Genomic DNA, 15444 nt, shown 5'->3' with positions numbered 1-15444 from the left:
GTTCCCCCCGTGATCGCGACCCGGACGGACGCCCGGGACTGGAGTCCGGTCAGCCCGCGGCCGGGGTGGCGGCCCGGCGGGCCGGCCCGGAGAGCCGGCGCAGGAGCAGACTGACGTTCTGGCCGCCGAACCCGAACGAGTTCGTCAGCGCGTGGCCGGCCCGGGTGGGCCGGGGCACGGCGCGGACGTGGTCCGCCTCGCACTCCGGGTCCGGGTCGTCCAGGTGGTAGGTGGGTGGCAGCAGGCCACTGTCGAGCGCCAGCGCGGTGGCCGCGGCCTCCAGCACCCCTGACGCGCCGAGCAGGTGCCCGGTGAGCGCCTTGGTGGAGCTGACCGGCACACCGCCGGTGCCGAACACCTCGGCCAGCGCGGTCGTCTCGGCGACGTCACCGAGCTTGGTGCCGGTGCCGTGCGCGTTGACGTACCCGACGTCGGCAGGCCCGACCCCGCCGGCCGCCAGCGCGCGGCGCATGCACGCCGCCGCTCCGGCGCCGTCCGGCCGCGGCGCGGTCGGGTGGTACGCGTCGGTGTTCGCCCCGAAACCGGCGACCTCGGCGTAGCCGCGCACACCCCGGCCCTCGGCGTGCCCGGCGCGCTCCAGCACCAGCAGCGCCGCGCCCTCGGCGAGCACGAAACCGTTGCGCCGCTTGTCGAACGGGCGGCTCGCCTCGGTGGGTTCGTCCCAGCCCCGGGCCAGCGCCCGGGCGTTGCCGAACGTGTCGGCGAACGTGCCGAACAGCGGCGCCTCGCTCGCCCCGCACACCACCACGTCGGCCTCGCCGGAGCGGATGAGGCGTACCCCGTCGGCGACGGCCTGGGCACCGGAGGCACAGGCCGTGCCGACCGACGAGCTGTAGCCGCGGATGCCGTGCGCGATGGCGATCCGCGCCGATGGCATGTTCGGCAGGATGCCGGTGAGCAGGTACGGGCTGACCGCCGCCCGGCCCCGGGCGGCCCGCGCCAGCACCTGGCCCTCCAGCGTGGACATGCCGCCGACGCCGCCGACGATCACCGCGATGCGCTCCGGGTCGACGTCGCGGCCCACCTCGATGCCGGCGTCGGCGAGCGCCTCGGCGGCGGTGATCAGGGCGAGCAGCACCACCCGGTCGAGCACCTTCGTCTCCGGTCCGGAGGCGACGCTGCGCGGGTCGATGTCCGGCAGCACCCCGGCCACCTCCAGGCTGCCCGCCGCCGGGTGTCCCTCGGGCGGGCGGCGCAGACCGGACCGGCCGGTGATCAGCGCGTCGAACGTGTCCGCCACGCCGCGCCCGGCCGGGGTGAACAGGCCCATGCCGGTGATGACGGCGGTCACGACGGCGCCTCGGTCAGGTAGCGCTCGCGCAGCGCCACCTTGCGCACCTTGCCGGTGACGGTGACCGGGATGTCGTCGGCGCGTACCGGGACGATCCGGCGCAGCGTGGCTGCCACGTCCGGGCCGAGTGCGGTACGGATGCGCTCGGTGCGGTCCGCCTCCGGGTCGGCGCCGGCGGCCAGCTCCAGCAGCACGTCGGTGGTGACTGTGCCGTCGTCCGCCTTGACGATCACCACAGTGCAATCGGTGACGTCGGGGCAGGCGGCGAGGATGCGTTCCTCGGACAGCGCGGTGAAGAACCGCTTCCCGTCGCCTGCCTCGACCGAGTCGACCGCCCGGTCCAGGTGGTAGTAGCGGCCGTCCTCGTCGGCGTACACCAGGTCGCCGGTGAGGTACCAGCCGCGCAGCCGGAACCGGTACGTGGTGACCGAGTCGTTCCAGTAGCCGCGGAACAGCGACGGCGAGTCGATGCCGAGCCAGCCGACCTTCCCGGGCGGCAGCTCGTTGCCGTCGGCGTCGAGCACGGCGACCTTGGCGAACCGGTACGGGCGGCCCACGCAGCGGCCGTACCGGTCGGTGTCGGTGGTGTGGGTGATGTGGAACATCGAGTGGCCCATCTCGCTGGAGCCGAGCCCGTCGATGAACACCGACCCGGGTACCCGGGTCACGCCGCCGCGCGTCACCACGTCGCGGGAGCCGACAGCGACCAGCCGCCGTACGTGCGGCTCGTGCGAGCAGTCGCCGGTGTTGAACCACAGCCGCACCGAGTCCAGGTCGTAGCCGGACAGGTCGAAGCGGGCCAGCTCGGCCCAGGTGACCGAGAAGCCGAACACGCCGTCCGGGCGCCACCGCTGGATCGCGTCCAGCACCCGCTCGCCGCCCTGGTCGGAGAGCAGGAACATCTCCGCCCGGTTGCCGAGCGCCTGGTTGACCATGAGCACTGTGGCGGTGTGCGGGGCCGGCAGCGCGTTGAGGATGCGTGTGGTGCCCTGCGCCTGCGGCATGGACAGCAGGTGACGGGTGGCGGCGAACAGGCTGGCGTGCGAGTGCAGCACCGCCTTCGGCACGCCCGTGGTGCCGGAGGTGTGGGTGATCACGATCGGGTCGTCCGGGTGGTGCCGGTAGTGTGCGGGTGCCGTGTCGGGGTCGCCGGTGCCGGCCTGCGCGGGCTCGCCGAGCATCGGCGCGCCCAGGTCGTGCCCGGCCAGCGCCTCGGCGTGCGCGGCGTCGGCGAGCACCCCGGCGGCGCGCAGCCGGCGGATGTACTCGGCGGCGATCTCGGGACGCAGCCTGCCGTTCATCAGCGCCGGGATGGCGCCGAGGCGGGTCAGCGCCAGGAACGACAGCACCATGTCGGCGGCGGTGCCGGCCCAGACCGCGACCGGGTCGCGGGGTTTCACCCCGCGTTCGTGCAGCCACGCCGCCCGGGCGGCGACCATCCGGTCGAGCCGGCCCAGGGTCAGCGGGGTCTCGGCCGGGTGGCCGTCGATCTCGGTGTCGAACGTGAGCCCCGGCCCGTCCGGGTCGGCGCCGTGGGCCAGCACCCGGGCGAGCACGTTGCCCGCGCCCAGCTCGGCGTCGGCCGCGAGCGCGCCGCGTAGTCCCTTCGTCCTCATTGACGTGTTCCCTCCCCCAGCAGCACCGCGGTCGCCTCGCCCGGCGTACCGTCCGGTGCCAGTTCGATCAGGATCAGCAACGCCTGTGCGGCGTCGCCGTCGTACAGCAGCAGGTCCGCCTCGGCCTCACCCTCGGCCCGCGCGTCGCCGGTCGGGCTCAGGCACACCACCGGCCCGTCCAGTCCCCAGCGCGCCGCGACGTGCCCGGCCACGCTGTTCGGCACCGACTGGAAGAAGAACAGCGGCCCGATCCGCCCGCCCGCGGCCACAGTGGCGCGTACGTGCGCCGCCCCGGCGGTGTCCCCGCCCGCGCTGACCAGCACCACGGCCGTCCGGTTGCCCGGCGGCAGCGGCCCGTCGGGGTACCGCCGCGCGAGGCAGCGCTGCGCCACCGCGGCCACCAGCGGCGCGAACGGCGAGTGCACGAACCCCGGCACCCCGGCCGGCCCCGCGCCCCCGTCCCCGTCCCCGTCCTCGGGCCACCGCGCCTCCGCGAGCACCACGACGCCACCGTCGCGCGATCTTGCGGTTGGTGCCCCGGGCGCGGGCGTTGTGCCCGGTTCGCCGGGGCCGTGAGTGCAAGATCGCGGGAGGTCGGGGTGGGGGGCGGGGGCGGTCATGAGGTGCTCACCAGGAGGGCCGTGTCGGCGCCGCCGAAGGCGGCGTTGAGGGTCAGGGCGTGTTCGGTGCGCGCGGGGCGCGGGGCGTCGCGGATGACGTCCAGCGGGCACTGCGGGTCGGGGCCGAGCCAGCCGGCGGTGACCGGCAGCTTGCCGTGCCGCAGGGCCAGCACGGTGACCAGCAGTTCCAGCAACCCGGACGCCTCCAGCGCGTGCCCGTGCACCGACTTGGTGGAGCTGACCGGCAGCCGCCCGGCGTCCTCGCCGAACACCCGGGTCAGCGCCGCCGCCTCGGAGGCGTCGCTGAACGGGGTGCCGGTGGCGTTGGCGTTGACGTAACCGATCGCGTCCGGGGGCAGCCCGCCCCGGCGCAGCGCCGCCTCGACCGCCCGGGCCAGCCCGAGCCCGTCCGGGTGCGGCTGGCACGCGTGGTACGCGTCCCCCGCCCGGCCCCACCCGGCCACGCTCGCCAGCGTCTCGGCGCCCCGCCGGGCGGCGGCGCCCGCCGACTCCAGCACCACGGCGGCCACCCCGTCGCCCAGCAGCAGGCCCTTGCGCCCGGCGCTGAACGGGCGTACCGCGCCGTCGGCGGCGAGCGCCCGGCCGGCGTCGAAGAGCGCGTACTGGTCCGGTTCGACCAGGTAACCGGCCGCGACCACGACCCGCTCCAGGTGGCCCCGGCGGATCAGCGCCGCCGCGTCGGCGACCGCGCTGCTCGCCGACACGCACGCGGTGGTGTAGATCCGGGTACGCCCGCCGAGGCCGCACCGTGCGGCCAGGTGACCGGCGAGCGCCGGCACCGTCGGCTCGTCCCACCCCTGCGGTACGGGCAGCGAGTACGGCCCGCCGTGGGTGGCGAGGAACAGCGCCGACTCCGCCCGCCCGGCCCGGTCCAGTCCGGCGGCCCGGGCGGCGGTGTCGATCGCGTCGGTCAGCTCGCCGGCGAGCGTGCCGACGTCCGGCAGGGTGGCCGCCACCGTCACCCGGCGGCCGGTGGTGTCGAAACGGCGCACCGGCGCGAACGCCGGGGTGCCGGTGAGCACTCCGGCCAGCAGCGCGTCGGCGCCCCTGCCGAGGGCGCTGAGCGCGTACGTGCCGGTGATCCGTACGGTCTCCCGCTCAGCCATCTGCGGGAGCGGTGAGAGAGCCACGGAACACCGCGAGCGCGTCGTCGACGGTGCGGATGCCGGCGAGTTCGTCGTCGCTCAGGTCCAGCCGGCGGTCGTAGCGCTGCTCGACCATGTGCACCAGCCAGGCCAGCTCCATCGAGCCGAGCCGGTCCGGCACCTGGTCGGCGGGTTTCGCGGTCAGTTCGGCGAGCATGCTCACCAGGTCAGCTCGCCCCAGGTCGGGCTGACCGGACATCAGGACTTGTCGCTGTTCGCGGCCACCCGGTCGGCGACCATCGTGGTGAACTCGCCGACCGTCATCAGCGCCAGCTTCTCCGACTCGTCGTCGGCGAACTTCACGGCGTAGCGGTCCTCGACGCGGACCGCCAGGTCGGCCAGGGCCAGCGACTCCAGGTCGACGCCGGAGGGGCCGAGCGTGGTGTCGTCGTCGAGCTCCTCCACGTCGTAGTTCATGTCGGCGAGCTGTTCGACGACGAAGGTGCGGACCTCGTCTCGCATGGGTTCAGACCTCTTCTCCGTGTACCGGCTGACGGTGCCCGGTCGGGACACCGTGTGCGTGTGAACCGGCGGGGTCGGGCGCGCGGGTGGCGCGTTGCCCGGCCGGTCCGGGGCGGGATTCGGGGTGGACCGGACGTCCGGCGGGCGTCCGGCGGGTGTGCGGCTCGTACAGCGGGCCGGTCACGACGCCGCGCCCCGCAGCGCCGGGACGGACCGGACCAGCTTTCCGGTGGTGGTGCGGGGCATCTGGTCGAGCAGACGCAGCGTGCGGGGACGCTTGAAGCCGGCCAGCCGCTCGGCGATCAGCTTGTCGAGCGTGTCCTCGGTCAGTGAGCCGTCGGTCTGGACGTACGCGGTGATGCCGTCGTCCCAGACCACCACCGCGGCGACGACGCCGGGCAGCCCGGCGACTGTGGCCTCCACCTCGGTCAGGTCGACCTTGAGGCCGCCCACCGACACCTGCGAGTCCAGCCGGCCCTTGATGGTGACCAGGCCCGTGTCCGGGTCGACCACGCCGGCGTCGCGGGTGTGCAGCCAGCCGTCGGCCCACCGGGTCGGGTCGGCCAGTCCGACGTACGGGTTGGCCGGGCAGCTCACCCACAGCTCGCCGTCGCGCTCGCGTACCTCGATGCCCGGGGCGGGCGCGATGGCGGGCCGGTGCCGCCCGTACAGGTCGGTGCCGATGACGCCGACCTCGGTCATCCCGTACATGTTGCCCAGCGGGACGCCGTAGCGGCCGGTGAACGCGTTCGCCACGGCCGCGGGCACCAGCTCACCGCCTGTGGTCATGCGCTTGAGCTGGGGCAGCGGCCCGGCGGGTGTGGTGGAGGCGAGCAGCCCGATGTGGAACGGGACGCCGAGCACAGTGGCCGGGGTGTCCTGGGCGGCGACGGCGGCGAGGATCGCGTCGCCGCTGAGCCGTTCCGGCGGGCACAGCTCGACGCCGGCGTGCAGCCCGTAGAGCAGGCCGCCGACCAGGCCGAGCACGTGCACCATGCTGGGGAGCAGGATGATCCGCTCGCCGGGCAGCGCGACGCCGTCGATGCGGGTGTAGCGGTGCACCTCGGCGACCAGGTCGGCGGCGGTGCGGCCGATCACCTTGGACGGTCCGGTGGAGCCGGAGCTGAGCTGGATCACCGCGTGCGGGCTGCCCGCCGGGCGGTCGGAGTACGCGCTGACCCCCGCGGTGACGTCGACGAAGATCCGCAGCGCGCCGCCGCCGGTTCGGACCGGGGCGACCACCACCTGCGGGCCGAGCCGGCGCAGCGCCTGGTCGACCTCGTGGTCGGTGAGCCGGTGGTCGAGCAGCACCGCCTGGGCACCGGTACGCCAGGTGGCGAGCAGGTGCGCCACGTACGCCAGCGAGGGCGGCAGGCGCAGCGCGGCGGCGCCTCCGGCGCGCAGCCCGGCCCCGGCGAGCCGGTCCTGCGCCTCGCCGACGAGCCGGCGCAGCGTGCCCTTGTCGACCGGTTCGGGCAGGCGCAGGCAGACGTCGGTGTCGCGGCCGGTGAACAGGATGTCGTCCACCCAGTCCACCGTCGTCGAGGCAGGATCTTCCGCCACGGGATGTGCAGTCACGACCAGCCACCGTTCCACTGAGGAACTGGGCGGATCCGCCCAGCGGGTACGTCGTTCGGGGTATGGCGGAACCCTACGACGCCCCTCTTCTGCATCGCCAGATGCAAATGGCTAGATCCAAAACAGCGGCTGGGTGGATTGCTCAGGCTCGATCGGACAGGCAGGATCGGGGCCACGCCGGCAAGGTAGTCCGCCGGCCGCCGGATGCTGTGCGCGCGGCACCCCGCGCGGACGGCGGGGGCGGCTACGCTCACGGCATGTTCCGTGCCGCCCGGCCCGACGACTTCCCGCAGCTCATCCGCCTCTACCGGCAGCTGAACCCGGACGACCCGCACCTGAGCGACGGCTCCGACGAACGGGCCTTCGCGCGGATCCTGGCCACCGAGGGGCTGCACCTGTTCGTGCTCGACGTGGACGGCGCGGTCGTCGCCACCACCTACCTCAACGTGATCCCCAACCTGAGCCGGTCGGCGTCGCCGTACGCGGTCATCGAGAACGTGGTGGTCGACGAGTCGCGGCGCGGCACCGGCCTGGGCAGGCAGATCATGGCCGGCACGCTCCGGGCCGCCTGGGACGCGGGCTGCTACAAGGCGATGCTCATGACCGGGTCGCGCTCACCCGCGACCCACGCCTTCTACCTGGCCTGCGGGTTCTCCGGCGACGCGAAGACCGCGTACCTGGCCCGGCCGTCGTGACGGTCAGTGCTCCCCCGCCGGTGGGGGCGCGGCGCCGCGCAGCACCAGCGCGCTGTTGAACCCGTCGAAGCCGCGCGCGCCGACCAGCGCGATCCGGCTGCGCGGCGGGCGGGGCTGCCGCAGGAACGTCAGCTCGCAGCCGGGCGCCGGCTCGTCCGGGCCGGCCGAGGCGGGCAGCATCCCGCGCCGGAACGCCAGCAGCGCGGTGGCCGCGTCCAGCGCGGACCCGCCCTGGTGCGCCCGGCCGGTCAGCGGCTTCTGCGTGGTCACCGGCGGGGTCCGGTCGCCGAACACGGTACGCAGCGCCGCCGCCTCGGCCCGGTCGTGCGCGGGTACCCCGAGCGCGTCCGGCCAGATCACGTCCACGTCGTGCGGGCGCACCCCGGCGCGTTCCAGCGCCAGCCGCATCGCGCGGGCGTAGTGGGCCGGGTCGGGGCCGGTGGCCGGGTCGGTGGGCGCGGCGTCGTGGGTGGCGGCCCAGCCGGTGATCTCCCCGTAGACGCGGGCGCCCCGGGCCAGCGCGTGGCCCAGTTCCTCCACCACGAAGACGGCGCCGCCCTCGGCCGGCACGTACCCGCTCGCCGCGACGTCGAACGGCCGGTACGCCCGCTCCGGGTCGGACACGTCGCTGAGCAGGCCGGAGCGGAGCTGGCAGGCCAGCGCGTACGGGCTCAGCGGGCACTCGGTCGCCCCGGCGATCACCACGGGGGTGCCCCGGCGGATGGTGCGCACCGCGTGCGCCAGGCTGTCCAGCCCGCCGGCCGACTCGGACACGGTCACCCCGGACGGCCCCTTGAACTGGTGGCGGATCGACAGCTGTCCCACGCTCGCGGCGTAGAACCAGGCGATCGACTGGTACGCCCCGACGGTGCGGCTCGGCCCGCCCCAGAGCCGTTGCAGCTCCCGCTGCCCGAACAGGTTGCCGCCGGAGGAGCTGGCGAGCGTGACCGCCCACTGATACGGGTCGGGCGACACCTCGGGCAGCCCGGCGTCGGCGAGCGCCAGCCCGGTGGCGGCGAAGCCCAGGTGGGTCCACCTGTCGGTCTGCACCCGCTGCCGGGTGTCGCTGAACCCGGCCGGGTCGAAGCCGGCCACCTCCCCGGCCACCCGGGTCGGGTACCGCTCCGGGTCGAACAGGGTGATCGGCCCGGTGCGCCGGGTGCCCGCGAGCACTGTGTTCCAGTGCGCCTCGGCGCCGACGCCGCTGGGCGCGACCACGCCGATGCCCGTCACCACGGCCCGCGCGGTCACGGTGCCACCGCGAGCCGGCGGAACACCATCGCGGACTGGAATCCGCCGAATCCGCTGCCCACCGACAACGCCACGTCCACCGGCACCTCCCGGGCCTCGTTCGGCACGTAGTCCAGGTCGCACTCCGGGTCGCGGGTGGTCCAGTTCGCCGTCGGCGGCACCACGCCGTACTCGATGGCGAGCGCGCAGGCGGCCATCTCGATCGAGCCGATGGCGCCGAGCGAGTGGCCGACCATCGACTTGATCGAGCTGATCGGCACCCGGTACGCCGTCTCCCCCAGCGCCCGTTTGAACGCCGCAGTCTCGTGCCTGTCGTTCTGCCGGGTGCCGGAGCCGTGCGCGCTGACGTACGACACGGCCGTCGGGGCGAGCCGGGCCTGCCGCAGCGCGTCGCTGATCGCCACCGCCATCTCCGCGCCGTCCGGGCGCAGCCCGGTCATGTGGAAGCCGTTGCTGCGGCTGGCGTACCCGGCCACCTCGCAGTAGACGTGCGCGCCCCGGCGGCGGGCGTGCTCGGCCTCCTCCAGCACCAGCACCGCCGCGCCCTCGGCGAGGACGAACCCGTGCCGGTCGGCGTCGAACGGCCGGGAGGCGTGCTCCGGGTCGTCGTTGTCCGGGCTGGTCGCGCCGATCGCGTCGAACGAGGCGACGGTGACCGGGGAGATCGGCGAGTCCGCGGCGCCGGCGAGCACCACGTCGGCCTCGCCGTCGGCGACGAGCTGGTGGGCGTACCCGATGGCGTCGATGCCGGAGGTGCAGCCGGTGGAGATCACCTGCGCCGGCCCGTGCAGGCCGTGCCGGCAGGCCACGTCGGCGGCCAGGCTGCTGGGCACCAGCGCCTGGTAGAGGTACGGCCCGCCGAGCGCGTGGTCGACCAGCCAGTGCCGGCCGGAGTCGCTGACCCGCACGTACTCCTGCTCCAGGGCCATGGTCCCGCCGACGGCGGTGCCGAGCACCACCCCGGCGCGTTCGCGCTGCGCGTCGGTGAGGGTGAGGCCGCTGTCCGCGAGCGCCTCGGCGGAGCAGGCGAGCGCGAACTGCACGTACCGGTCGGCACGCTGCCGTTCGGCGAGCGTGATCCCGGCGGCGTCCGGGTCGAAGTCGCACTCGGCGGCGATCTGCGACCGGAACGGCGACGGGTCGAAGAAGCTGATCCGCCGTGTCGCGGTGCGCCCCTCGGTGATCGTCTTCCAGAAGCGGTCCCGGGTGGCGCCGCCGGGTGCGACGACGCCGATGCCGGTGACCACTGTGCGCCGGCCGGTCACGACGGCTCCCGCGGCGGCGGTGCCGCGCTCTCGGTGTCGACGTGGCCGAGTTCCGGGCGGGGAGCGAGCGGTCCGAGGTGGAACACCACCTCGGCCGGCTCGTCGCCGGTGTTGCGCAGCCGGTGCCGCACGTCCTTCGGTACGTAGAGCGCCTCCCCGGCGGCCACCGGCACCGGCGTGTCGTCCAGGTCGACGGTGATCGCGCCGCGGGCGACGTAGAGGAACTCCTCGCTGTACGGGTGGTAGTGCTCGGCGATCCGCTCCCCCGGCGCGAGCGTGGCGACGCCCATGAATCCGGAGGTGCTGCCGACGGTCTTCGGGCCGAGCAGCACCCGCAGTTCCCCGCCGCGGCGGCGGTCGGCCGGTACGTCGTGGACGGAGACCCGGGCGGTGGTGGTGTCGGTCATCGCGCGCCTCCCGCGTGCGCCCGCTCGATCTTCTCCTTGATCACGGCGAGCTGGATCGTGCTGTTGGTGTTGATCCGGTTGGTCATGGCGGCGTTGTCGACCGGCGCGTCCGGCTTCATCGCGAAGTCCTGGGTCCAGGTCATCCGGGTGCCGGCGGGCGTCTCGTCGTAGCGCCAGTGGATGCGCATGTACTCGAACGGACCGGTCTCGACGCGCCGGGCGTGCACCTCGCGGGTGGCCGGGTCGGCGGTGCGTTCGCTGACCCAGCTCCACGACACGCCGTTCTCGTCCGGGTGCATGGTGAGCCGGAAGCGCACGGTGTCGCCGTCGCGGTGCAGGATCTCCGCGGTGGCGTACTCGGTGAACAGGTCCGGCCACCCGGCCACGTCGTTGGTGATCTCCCAGACCAGCGGCAGCGGCGCGGCGATCTCCACGGCGTTCTCGGTGTGCCCGGGCGGGTCCGCCTTGCGGGCCACCAGGTCGGCGACGCCGGCGATGCTGAGCTGCCCGGCCTGTTCGGGGATCTTCACCCGCCACCTGTCGGCCACCACCGCCGACAGTTCGAGCAGCGCCAGCGAGTCCATGCCCAGTTCCTCCAGGCTCGCGGCGGGCGCGCCGGCGGCGGCGTCCGGGTCCAGGCCGCAGTGCGTGACCAGGATGTCGGTGATCTCGCGGGCGAGCGGGCGGTCGGGGGCGACGGTCATCGGTTCCTCCAGGTGGTCGGGCCGGCGGCGGGCACGGCGCTGACGGGGGTACGGCCGCCCGGCTCGGCCGCGCCGCGCGGGTCGGGCACGACGGCCCGCGCCGGGGACGCCTCGGCCGCGGCGTCGGCGGGCGGGGCGTCGGTCGGCGGCGCGTCGGTGGGCGGCGTGTCGGCGGTCGGCGCGTCGTCGGCGGGCGGGGCGAGCAGGCGTTCCACCAGGGCGGTGGTGTGCCGGGCGGCCCGGAACGCGGGGTCGCGCAGCACCCACCGGGCGAACGGGATCGTGGTACGCACACCGGGACCGGCCACGTCGAACTCGGCCAGCGCCCGGTCGAGCCGGTCCAGCGCGGCGTCCCGGTCCGGCGCCCACACCGCCACCTTCGCCAGCAGCGAGTCGTAGTGCGGGCTGACCAGGTAACCGACGTGCCCGTGGGTGTCGACCCGGGTGAACGGGCCGCCCGGCGGCCGGAACCGCTCCAGCCGGCCGGGTGCGGGCGCGAAGTCGCGGTCCGGGTCCTCCACGTTGACCCGGCACTCGATCGCCACACCGTCCAGCCGTACGTCGGACTGGCGCAGCCGCAGCGGGGTGCCGAACGCCACGTGCAGCTGTTCCTGCACCAGGTCGATGCCGGTGATCATCTCGGTGACCGGGTGTTCCACCTGGATCCGGCAGTTGATCTCCAGGAAGTGGCAGCGTTCGGCCTCGTCGACCAGGAACTCCACTGTGCCGGCGCCGGTGAAGCCGACCGACAGCGCGCCGCGCAGCGCCACCTCGGCGACGGTGTCCAGGGTGGCCTGCCGCAGCGCGGGCGCGGGCGCCTCCTCGATCAGCTTCTGGTGCCGGCGCTGCACCGAGCAGTCCCGGGTGCCCAGGTGCACGCCGTTGCCGTGGCCGTCGCAGAGCACCTGCACCTCGACGTGGCGGGCGTCGGCGAGGTACCGCTCGACGTACACCCGGTCGTCGCCGAACGCGACCTGGGCGGCGGCGCGGGTCCGGGCGTACGCGCGGGGCAGCTCGGCGGCCGAACGCACCACTGTCATGCCGCGCCCGCCACCGCCCGCGGCGGCCTTCACGATCACCGGGTAGCCCACCTCGGCGGCCACCTCCTGCGCCTCGCCGACTGTGGGCAGCGTCCGGACGCTGCCCGGCGGCAGCGGCAGCCCGGCCCGGCTCATCAGCGCGCGGGCCGTCGACTTGTCCGCGAGCGCGGCCATCACCTGGGGCGGCGGGCCGACGAAGACCAGGCCGTTCTCGGCGCAGATCTCGGCGAAGTCGGCGTCCTCGGACAGGAAGCCGTAGCCGGGGTGGACCGCCTGCGCGCCGGTCTGCCGGGCGGCCTCCACGATCGCCGCCGCGTTGAGGTAGCTGCGGCGGCTGGCCGCCGGGCCGATCCGTACCGCCTCGTCGGCGAGCCGCACCGGCAGCGAGTCGGCGTCGGCGCTGGAGTGCACCACCACCGTGCGCACGCCGAGTTCCCGGCAGGCGCGCAGCACCCGCAGCGCGATCTCGCCCCGGTTGGCGATCAGCACCTTGTCGAACATCAGGAGTCCTGTCCGGTGACCGGTTCCAGGGCGATCAGCGGCTGGTCGTACTCGACGGGCTTGCCGTCGTCGACCAGCACCTCGACCACCCGTCCGGCCTGGCCGGCGGTCACCTCGTTCATCAGCTTCATGGCCTCGACGATGCCGACCACCTGGCCCGGGCGGACCATGTCGCCGACCGCGACGAACGGCATCGCCCCGGGTTCGGGGGCGCGGTAGAACGTGCCGACCACGGGTGAGCGCACGGCCGGCCGGTCGGTCGCGGGCGCGGCTCGCGCGGCGGGTTCGGCGGCCCGCGCGGGGAATGCCCCGGCCGGTTCGGCGGCGCGCTGCGCCGGGGGTGCCGGGTCGTGCCACTCGACCTCCAGCACCGACTCGCCGCTGCGCAGCCGCACCCGGCGTACCGGCCCGGCCAGGTCGGCGACGAGCTTGCGGGCCTGCCGGCGCAGCCCGTCGAGCACCTGCTCGGACTCGGCGTCGGCCATCACGCCACCTCCGCCCGGTCACCCGACGGCGAGGCCGGGGACGGGCCGGCTGCCGATCGGGCCGCGCCGAAGCGGCGGAACCGTTGCCGGCGGCGGCGGACCAGGGTGGCCGGGGGGACGGTGAGCAGCGGGGCGAGGTTCGCCGCGACCGCCCGGCGCAGCAGCTCGGCCGCGCCGCCCGGGTCGGCGTGCGCGGCCGGGCGCGGCTCCGGCACCAGCTCGTCGACCACGCCGAGGCGGCACAGGTCGGCGCCGGTGAGCCGCAGCGCGCGGGCCGCCTGCGGGGCGGCCGAGCTGTCCGGCCAGAGGATCGCGGCGCAGCCCTCCGGACTGATCACCGAGTAGACGGCGTGTTCCAGCATGAGCACCCGGTCGGCGACCGCGAGCGCGAGCGCGCCGCCGCTGCCGCCCTCCCCGGTGACCACCGCCACCACCGGCGTGGGCAGCACGGTGAGCGCGAGGATGTTCTCCGCGATCGCCGCCGCCTGACCCTGCTGCTCGGCGCTCACCCCCGGGTCCGCGCCGGGAGTGTCCACGAGCGTCACCACCGGCAGCCGCAGCCGCGCCGCGAGGCGCATCAGCCGCAGCGCCTTGCGGTGCCCGGCCGGGCTGGCCATGCCGAAGTTGCGGGTCACCAGCTCGGCGGTGGTGTGCCCCTTCTGGTGACCGATCACCATCACCGGGCGGCCGTCCAGGCGGGCGATGCCGCCGACGACAGCCGGGCAGTCGGCGCCGAGCCGGTCGCCGTGCAGCTCCACGAACCCGTCGAACGCCGTCTCCAGGTAGTCCAGTGTGGTCGGACGACCCGGGTGCCGCGCCGTGCGTACCGTCTCCCAGGGGTCGCGGTCGGGCCGCGGGGTCGCGGTCGGCGCGGTGACCGGCGGGCGCGGCGCGGGCGGGTTCTCCGGCGCCCGGCGGCCCGCCTCGGCGGCGGCGAGCAGCGCTGCGAGCCGGCCCCGCAACGCGTGCCGGGGCACCACCATGTCCACCTGACCGTGCCGCAGGAGGTACTCGGCGGTCTGGAAGCCCTCCGGCAGCGTGGCGCCGGTGACCTGGCGGATCACCCGGGGCCCGGCGAAGCCCAGCCGGGCGCCGCTCTCGGCCAGCACCAGGTCGGTGTTGGTGGCGAAGGAGGCGGCCACCCCGCCGTACGTGGGGTCGGTGACCACGCTGACAGTGAGCAGGCCCGCCTCCCGCATCCCCGCGAGGGCCTGGCTGACGGTGGCCATCTGCATCAGCGACAGCGCGCCCTCCTGCATCCGCGCGCCGCCGGACGCGGTCACCAGCACCAGCGGGATGCCGTCGGCGAGCGCCCGCTCGGCGGTCCGGGTGATCAGCTCACCGACCGCGCAGCCGAGGCTGCCGCCGAGGAAGCGGAAGTCCATCACCGCCAGCGCGACCGGGTGCCCGCCGAGCCGGGCGGTGCCGCACAGCACCGCCTCGTCCAGGCCGGTCGCCGCGCGGGCCGCGCCGAGCCGGTGCGGGTACGGCAGCTCGTCGACGAACTCGATCGGGTCGACGCGTACCGCCCGGTCCGGCAGCGGAACGAACGAGTCCGGGTCGGCCAGCTGCGCCACCCGGTCCGGCGCGTCCAGCCGGGCGTGTGACCCGCACTCCGGGCAGACGTCCAGGTTGCGGCGCAGCCGCTTGCGGTAGAGCAGCGACGCGCATCCGTCGCACCTCGACCAGAGCTGCTCGTCGCGCGGGGCGGTCGTGGTCACTGTGGCCGCCCGGCGGTGTCGTACCGGTGGGCCGGCGCGTCGTAGCGGTAGAAGCAGTGCGCCATCGCGTCGCGCGGCGAACGCCAGGTCGGCAGGTACGGCGAGATGTACGGCCGCAGCCGCTCGCTGATCCGGATGAACTCCGGATGCCCACGGTTGTCCTCGACCGCGCCCTGCGCGGGCGTCTCCGTCTCCAGCAGGTGGACGTAGAGGTCGTGCAGCCGGTACAGCGAACGGTGCCGGACCCCGACCAGGCCGGGCAGCTCGGTCGCGTCGGACTCGGCGAAGATCTCGGCCACCCGGTCCTCGGCCGTCGGCACCACCTTGGCGACGATGAGCGAACGGTCCATTCGCGCCTCCTGCACGTCCCGGTGCGCGGCGAACCGGTCGCGCCGCACGGATTGCCACACGGTCGCGCCGGCGGCGTCTACCGGGCGTCAACCGGGCCCCATCGCGCCACAAACATGGTGACGCTGCGTTGACGCAAGCTGTGCGTGAGCTATGGGAAGATCGCTTTCCGGTTTCCGGTTGACGACACTTCTTCGCAGATCACAGGCGTATTACCGAGCCCACTACGGACAGTCAGGTGACCGACCGACCGTTGACTGAGAGTAACAGGCG

Annotated in this window: 15 protein-coding genes and 1 pseudogene; 1 reads left to right on the top strand and 15 read right to left on the bottom strand. The window is 74.9% G+C overall.

Going from position 1 to position 15444, the window contains the following annotated elements:
• Positions 1–49: 49 nt before the first annotated feature.
• The 7 genes from FHX31_RS12685 to FHX31_RS12655 form a co-directional block, all read right to left on the bottom strand.
• The gene (locus FHX31_RS12685) at positions 50–1312 is read right to left on the bottom strand and encodes a beta-ketoacyl-[acyl-carrier-protein] synthase family protein (protein ID WP_184976249.1); all 1263 of its coding nucleotides are present in this window, start codon (positions 1310–1312) and stop codon (positions 50–52) included.
• Positions 1309–2928: a class I adenylate-forming enzyme family protein gene (locus FHX31_RS12680; RefSeq protein WP_184976247.1), complete on the bottom strand. Its 1620-nt coding sequence runs from the start codon at positions 2926–2928 to the stop codon at positions 1309–1311. Before FHX31_RS12680 ends, FHX31_RS12685 begins: the two co-directional genes overlap by 4 nt.
• Complete coding sequence (locus FHX31_RS12675) at positions 2925–3431, bottom strand: beta-ketoacyl synthase chain length factor (RefSeq protein ID WP_184976245.1); 507 nt, start codon at positions 3429–3431, stop codon at positions 2925–2927. The genes FHX31_RS12680 and FHX31_RS12675 overlap by 4 nt, the downstream gene beginning before the upstream one ends.
• A 113-nt stretch (positions 3432–3544) precedes the next feature.
• Complete coding sequence (locus FHX31_RS12670; RefSeq protein WP_013286637.1) at positions 3545–4675, bottom strand: beta-ketoacyl-[acyl-carrier-protein] synthase family protein; 1131 nt, start codon at positions 4673–4675, stop codon at positions 3545–3547.
• Positions 4668–4913, bottom strand: a complete 246-nt coding sequence (locus tag FHX31_RS12665) for a hypothetical protein (protein ID WP_013286638.1) — start codon at positions 4911–4913, stop codon at positions 4668–4670. Before FHX31_RS12665 ends, FHX31_RS12670 begins: the two co-directional genes overlap by 8 nt.
• Positions 4913–5176, bottom strand: a complete 264-nt coding sequence (locus tag FHX31_RS12660) for an acyl carrier protein (RefSeq protein WP_013286639.1) — start codon at positions 5174–5176, stop codon at positions 4913–4915. The genes FHX31_RS12665 and FHX31_RS12660 overlap by 1 nt, the downstream gene beginning before the upstream one ends.
• Positions 5177–5356: 180 nt before the next feature.
• Positions 5357–6754, bottom strand: coding sequence for an AMP-binding protein (locus tag FHX31_RS12655; protein WP_184976243.1), 1398 nt, complete (start codon positions 6752–6754; stop codon positions 5357–5359).
• 257 nt (positions 6755–7011) lie between these two features.
• Between FHX31_RS12655 and FHX31_RS12650 the strand changes: the two genes are divergently transcribed.
• The gene (locus FHX31_RS12650; protein ID WP_013476565.1) at positions 7012–7449 is read left to right on the top strand and encodes a GNAT family N-acetyltransferase; all 438 of its coding nucleotides are present in this window, start codon (positions 7012–7014) and stop codon (positions 7447–7449) included.
• Between the two features lie 3 nt (positions 7450–7452).
• On the opposite strand, the gene FHX31_RS12645 is transcribed toward FHX31_RS12650, so the two are convergent.
• The 8 genes and pseudogenes from FHX31_RS12645 to FHX31_RS12610 all read right to left on the bottom strand — a co-directional run bounded on the left by FHX31_RS12645 (position 7453) and on the right by FHX31_RS12610 (position 15173).
• Positions 7453–8700 (bottom strand): beta-ketoacyl synthase N-terminal-like domain-containing protein, encoded by a 1248-nt coding sequence (locus FHX31_RS12645; protein WP_184976241.1) that lies wholly within the window; start codon positions 8698–8700, stop codon positions 7453–7455.
• Positions 8697–9965 (bottom strand): beta-ketoacyl-[acyl-carrier-protein] synthase family protein, encoded by a 1269-nt coding sequence (locus FHX31_RS12640; RefSeq protein ID WP_013286647.1) that lies wholly within the window; start codon positions 9963–9965, stop codon positions 8697–8699. The genes FHX31_RS12645 and FHX31_RS12640 overlap by 4 nt, the downstream gene beginning before the upstream one ends.
• Entirely contained in the window at positions 9962–10372 is a 411-nt protein-coding gene (locus tag FHX31_RS12635; RefSeq protein ID WP_013286648.1) for a cupin domain-containing protein, read from the bottom strand. Before FHX31_RS12635 ends, FHX31_RS12640 begins: the two co-directional genes overlap by 4 nt.
• Positions 10369–11076: an SRPBCC family protein gene (locus tag FHX31_RS12630; RefSeq protein ID WP_030268674.1), complete on the bottom strand. Its 708-nt coding sequence runs from the start codon at positions 11074–11076 to the stop codon at positions 10369–10371. Before FHX31_RS12630 ends, FHX31_RS12635 begins: the two co-directional genes overlap by 4 nt.
• Positions 11073–12617: an acetyl-CoA carboxylase biotin carboxylase subunit gene (locus FHX31_RS12625; RefSeq protein ID WP_184976239.1), complete on the bottom strand. Its 1545-nt coding sequence runs from the start codon at positions 12615–12617 to the stop codon at positions 11073–11075. The genes FHX31_RS12630 and FHX31_RS12625 overlap by 4 nt, the downstream gene beginning before the upstream one ends.
• Positions 12617–13108 (bottom strand): annotated as a pseudogene (accB, locus tag FHX31_RS12620) (acetyl-CoA carboxylase biotin carboxyl carrier protein); the annotation flags it as partial. The pseudogene accB and the gene FHX31_RS12625, both read right to left, overlap by 1 nt.
• Positions 13102–14823, bottom strand: a complete 1722-nt coding sequence (locus FHX31_RS12615) for an acetyl-CoA carboxylase carboxyl transferase subunit (RefSeq protein WP_013476559.1) — start codon at positions 14821–14823, stop codon at positions 13102–13104. The gene FHX31_RS12615 and the pseudogene accB, both read right to left, overlap by 7 nt.
• On the bottom strand, positions 14820–15173 hold the full coding sequence (locus FHX31_RS12610) for a TcmI family type II polyketide cyclase (protein ID WP_013286653.1): 354 nt from the start codon (positions 15171–15173) through the stop codon (positions 14820–14822). Before FHX31_RS12610 ends, FHX31_RS12615 begins: the two co-directional genes overlap by 4 nt.
• Between the last annotated feature and the right edge of the window lie 271 nt (positions 15174–15444).

This window comes from Micromonospora sp. CNZ286, assembly GCF_014207755.1.
The sequence above is the reverse complement of the archived record's forward strand: the minus strand, read 5'-3'. Positions and strand labels throughout refer to the sequence as shown.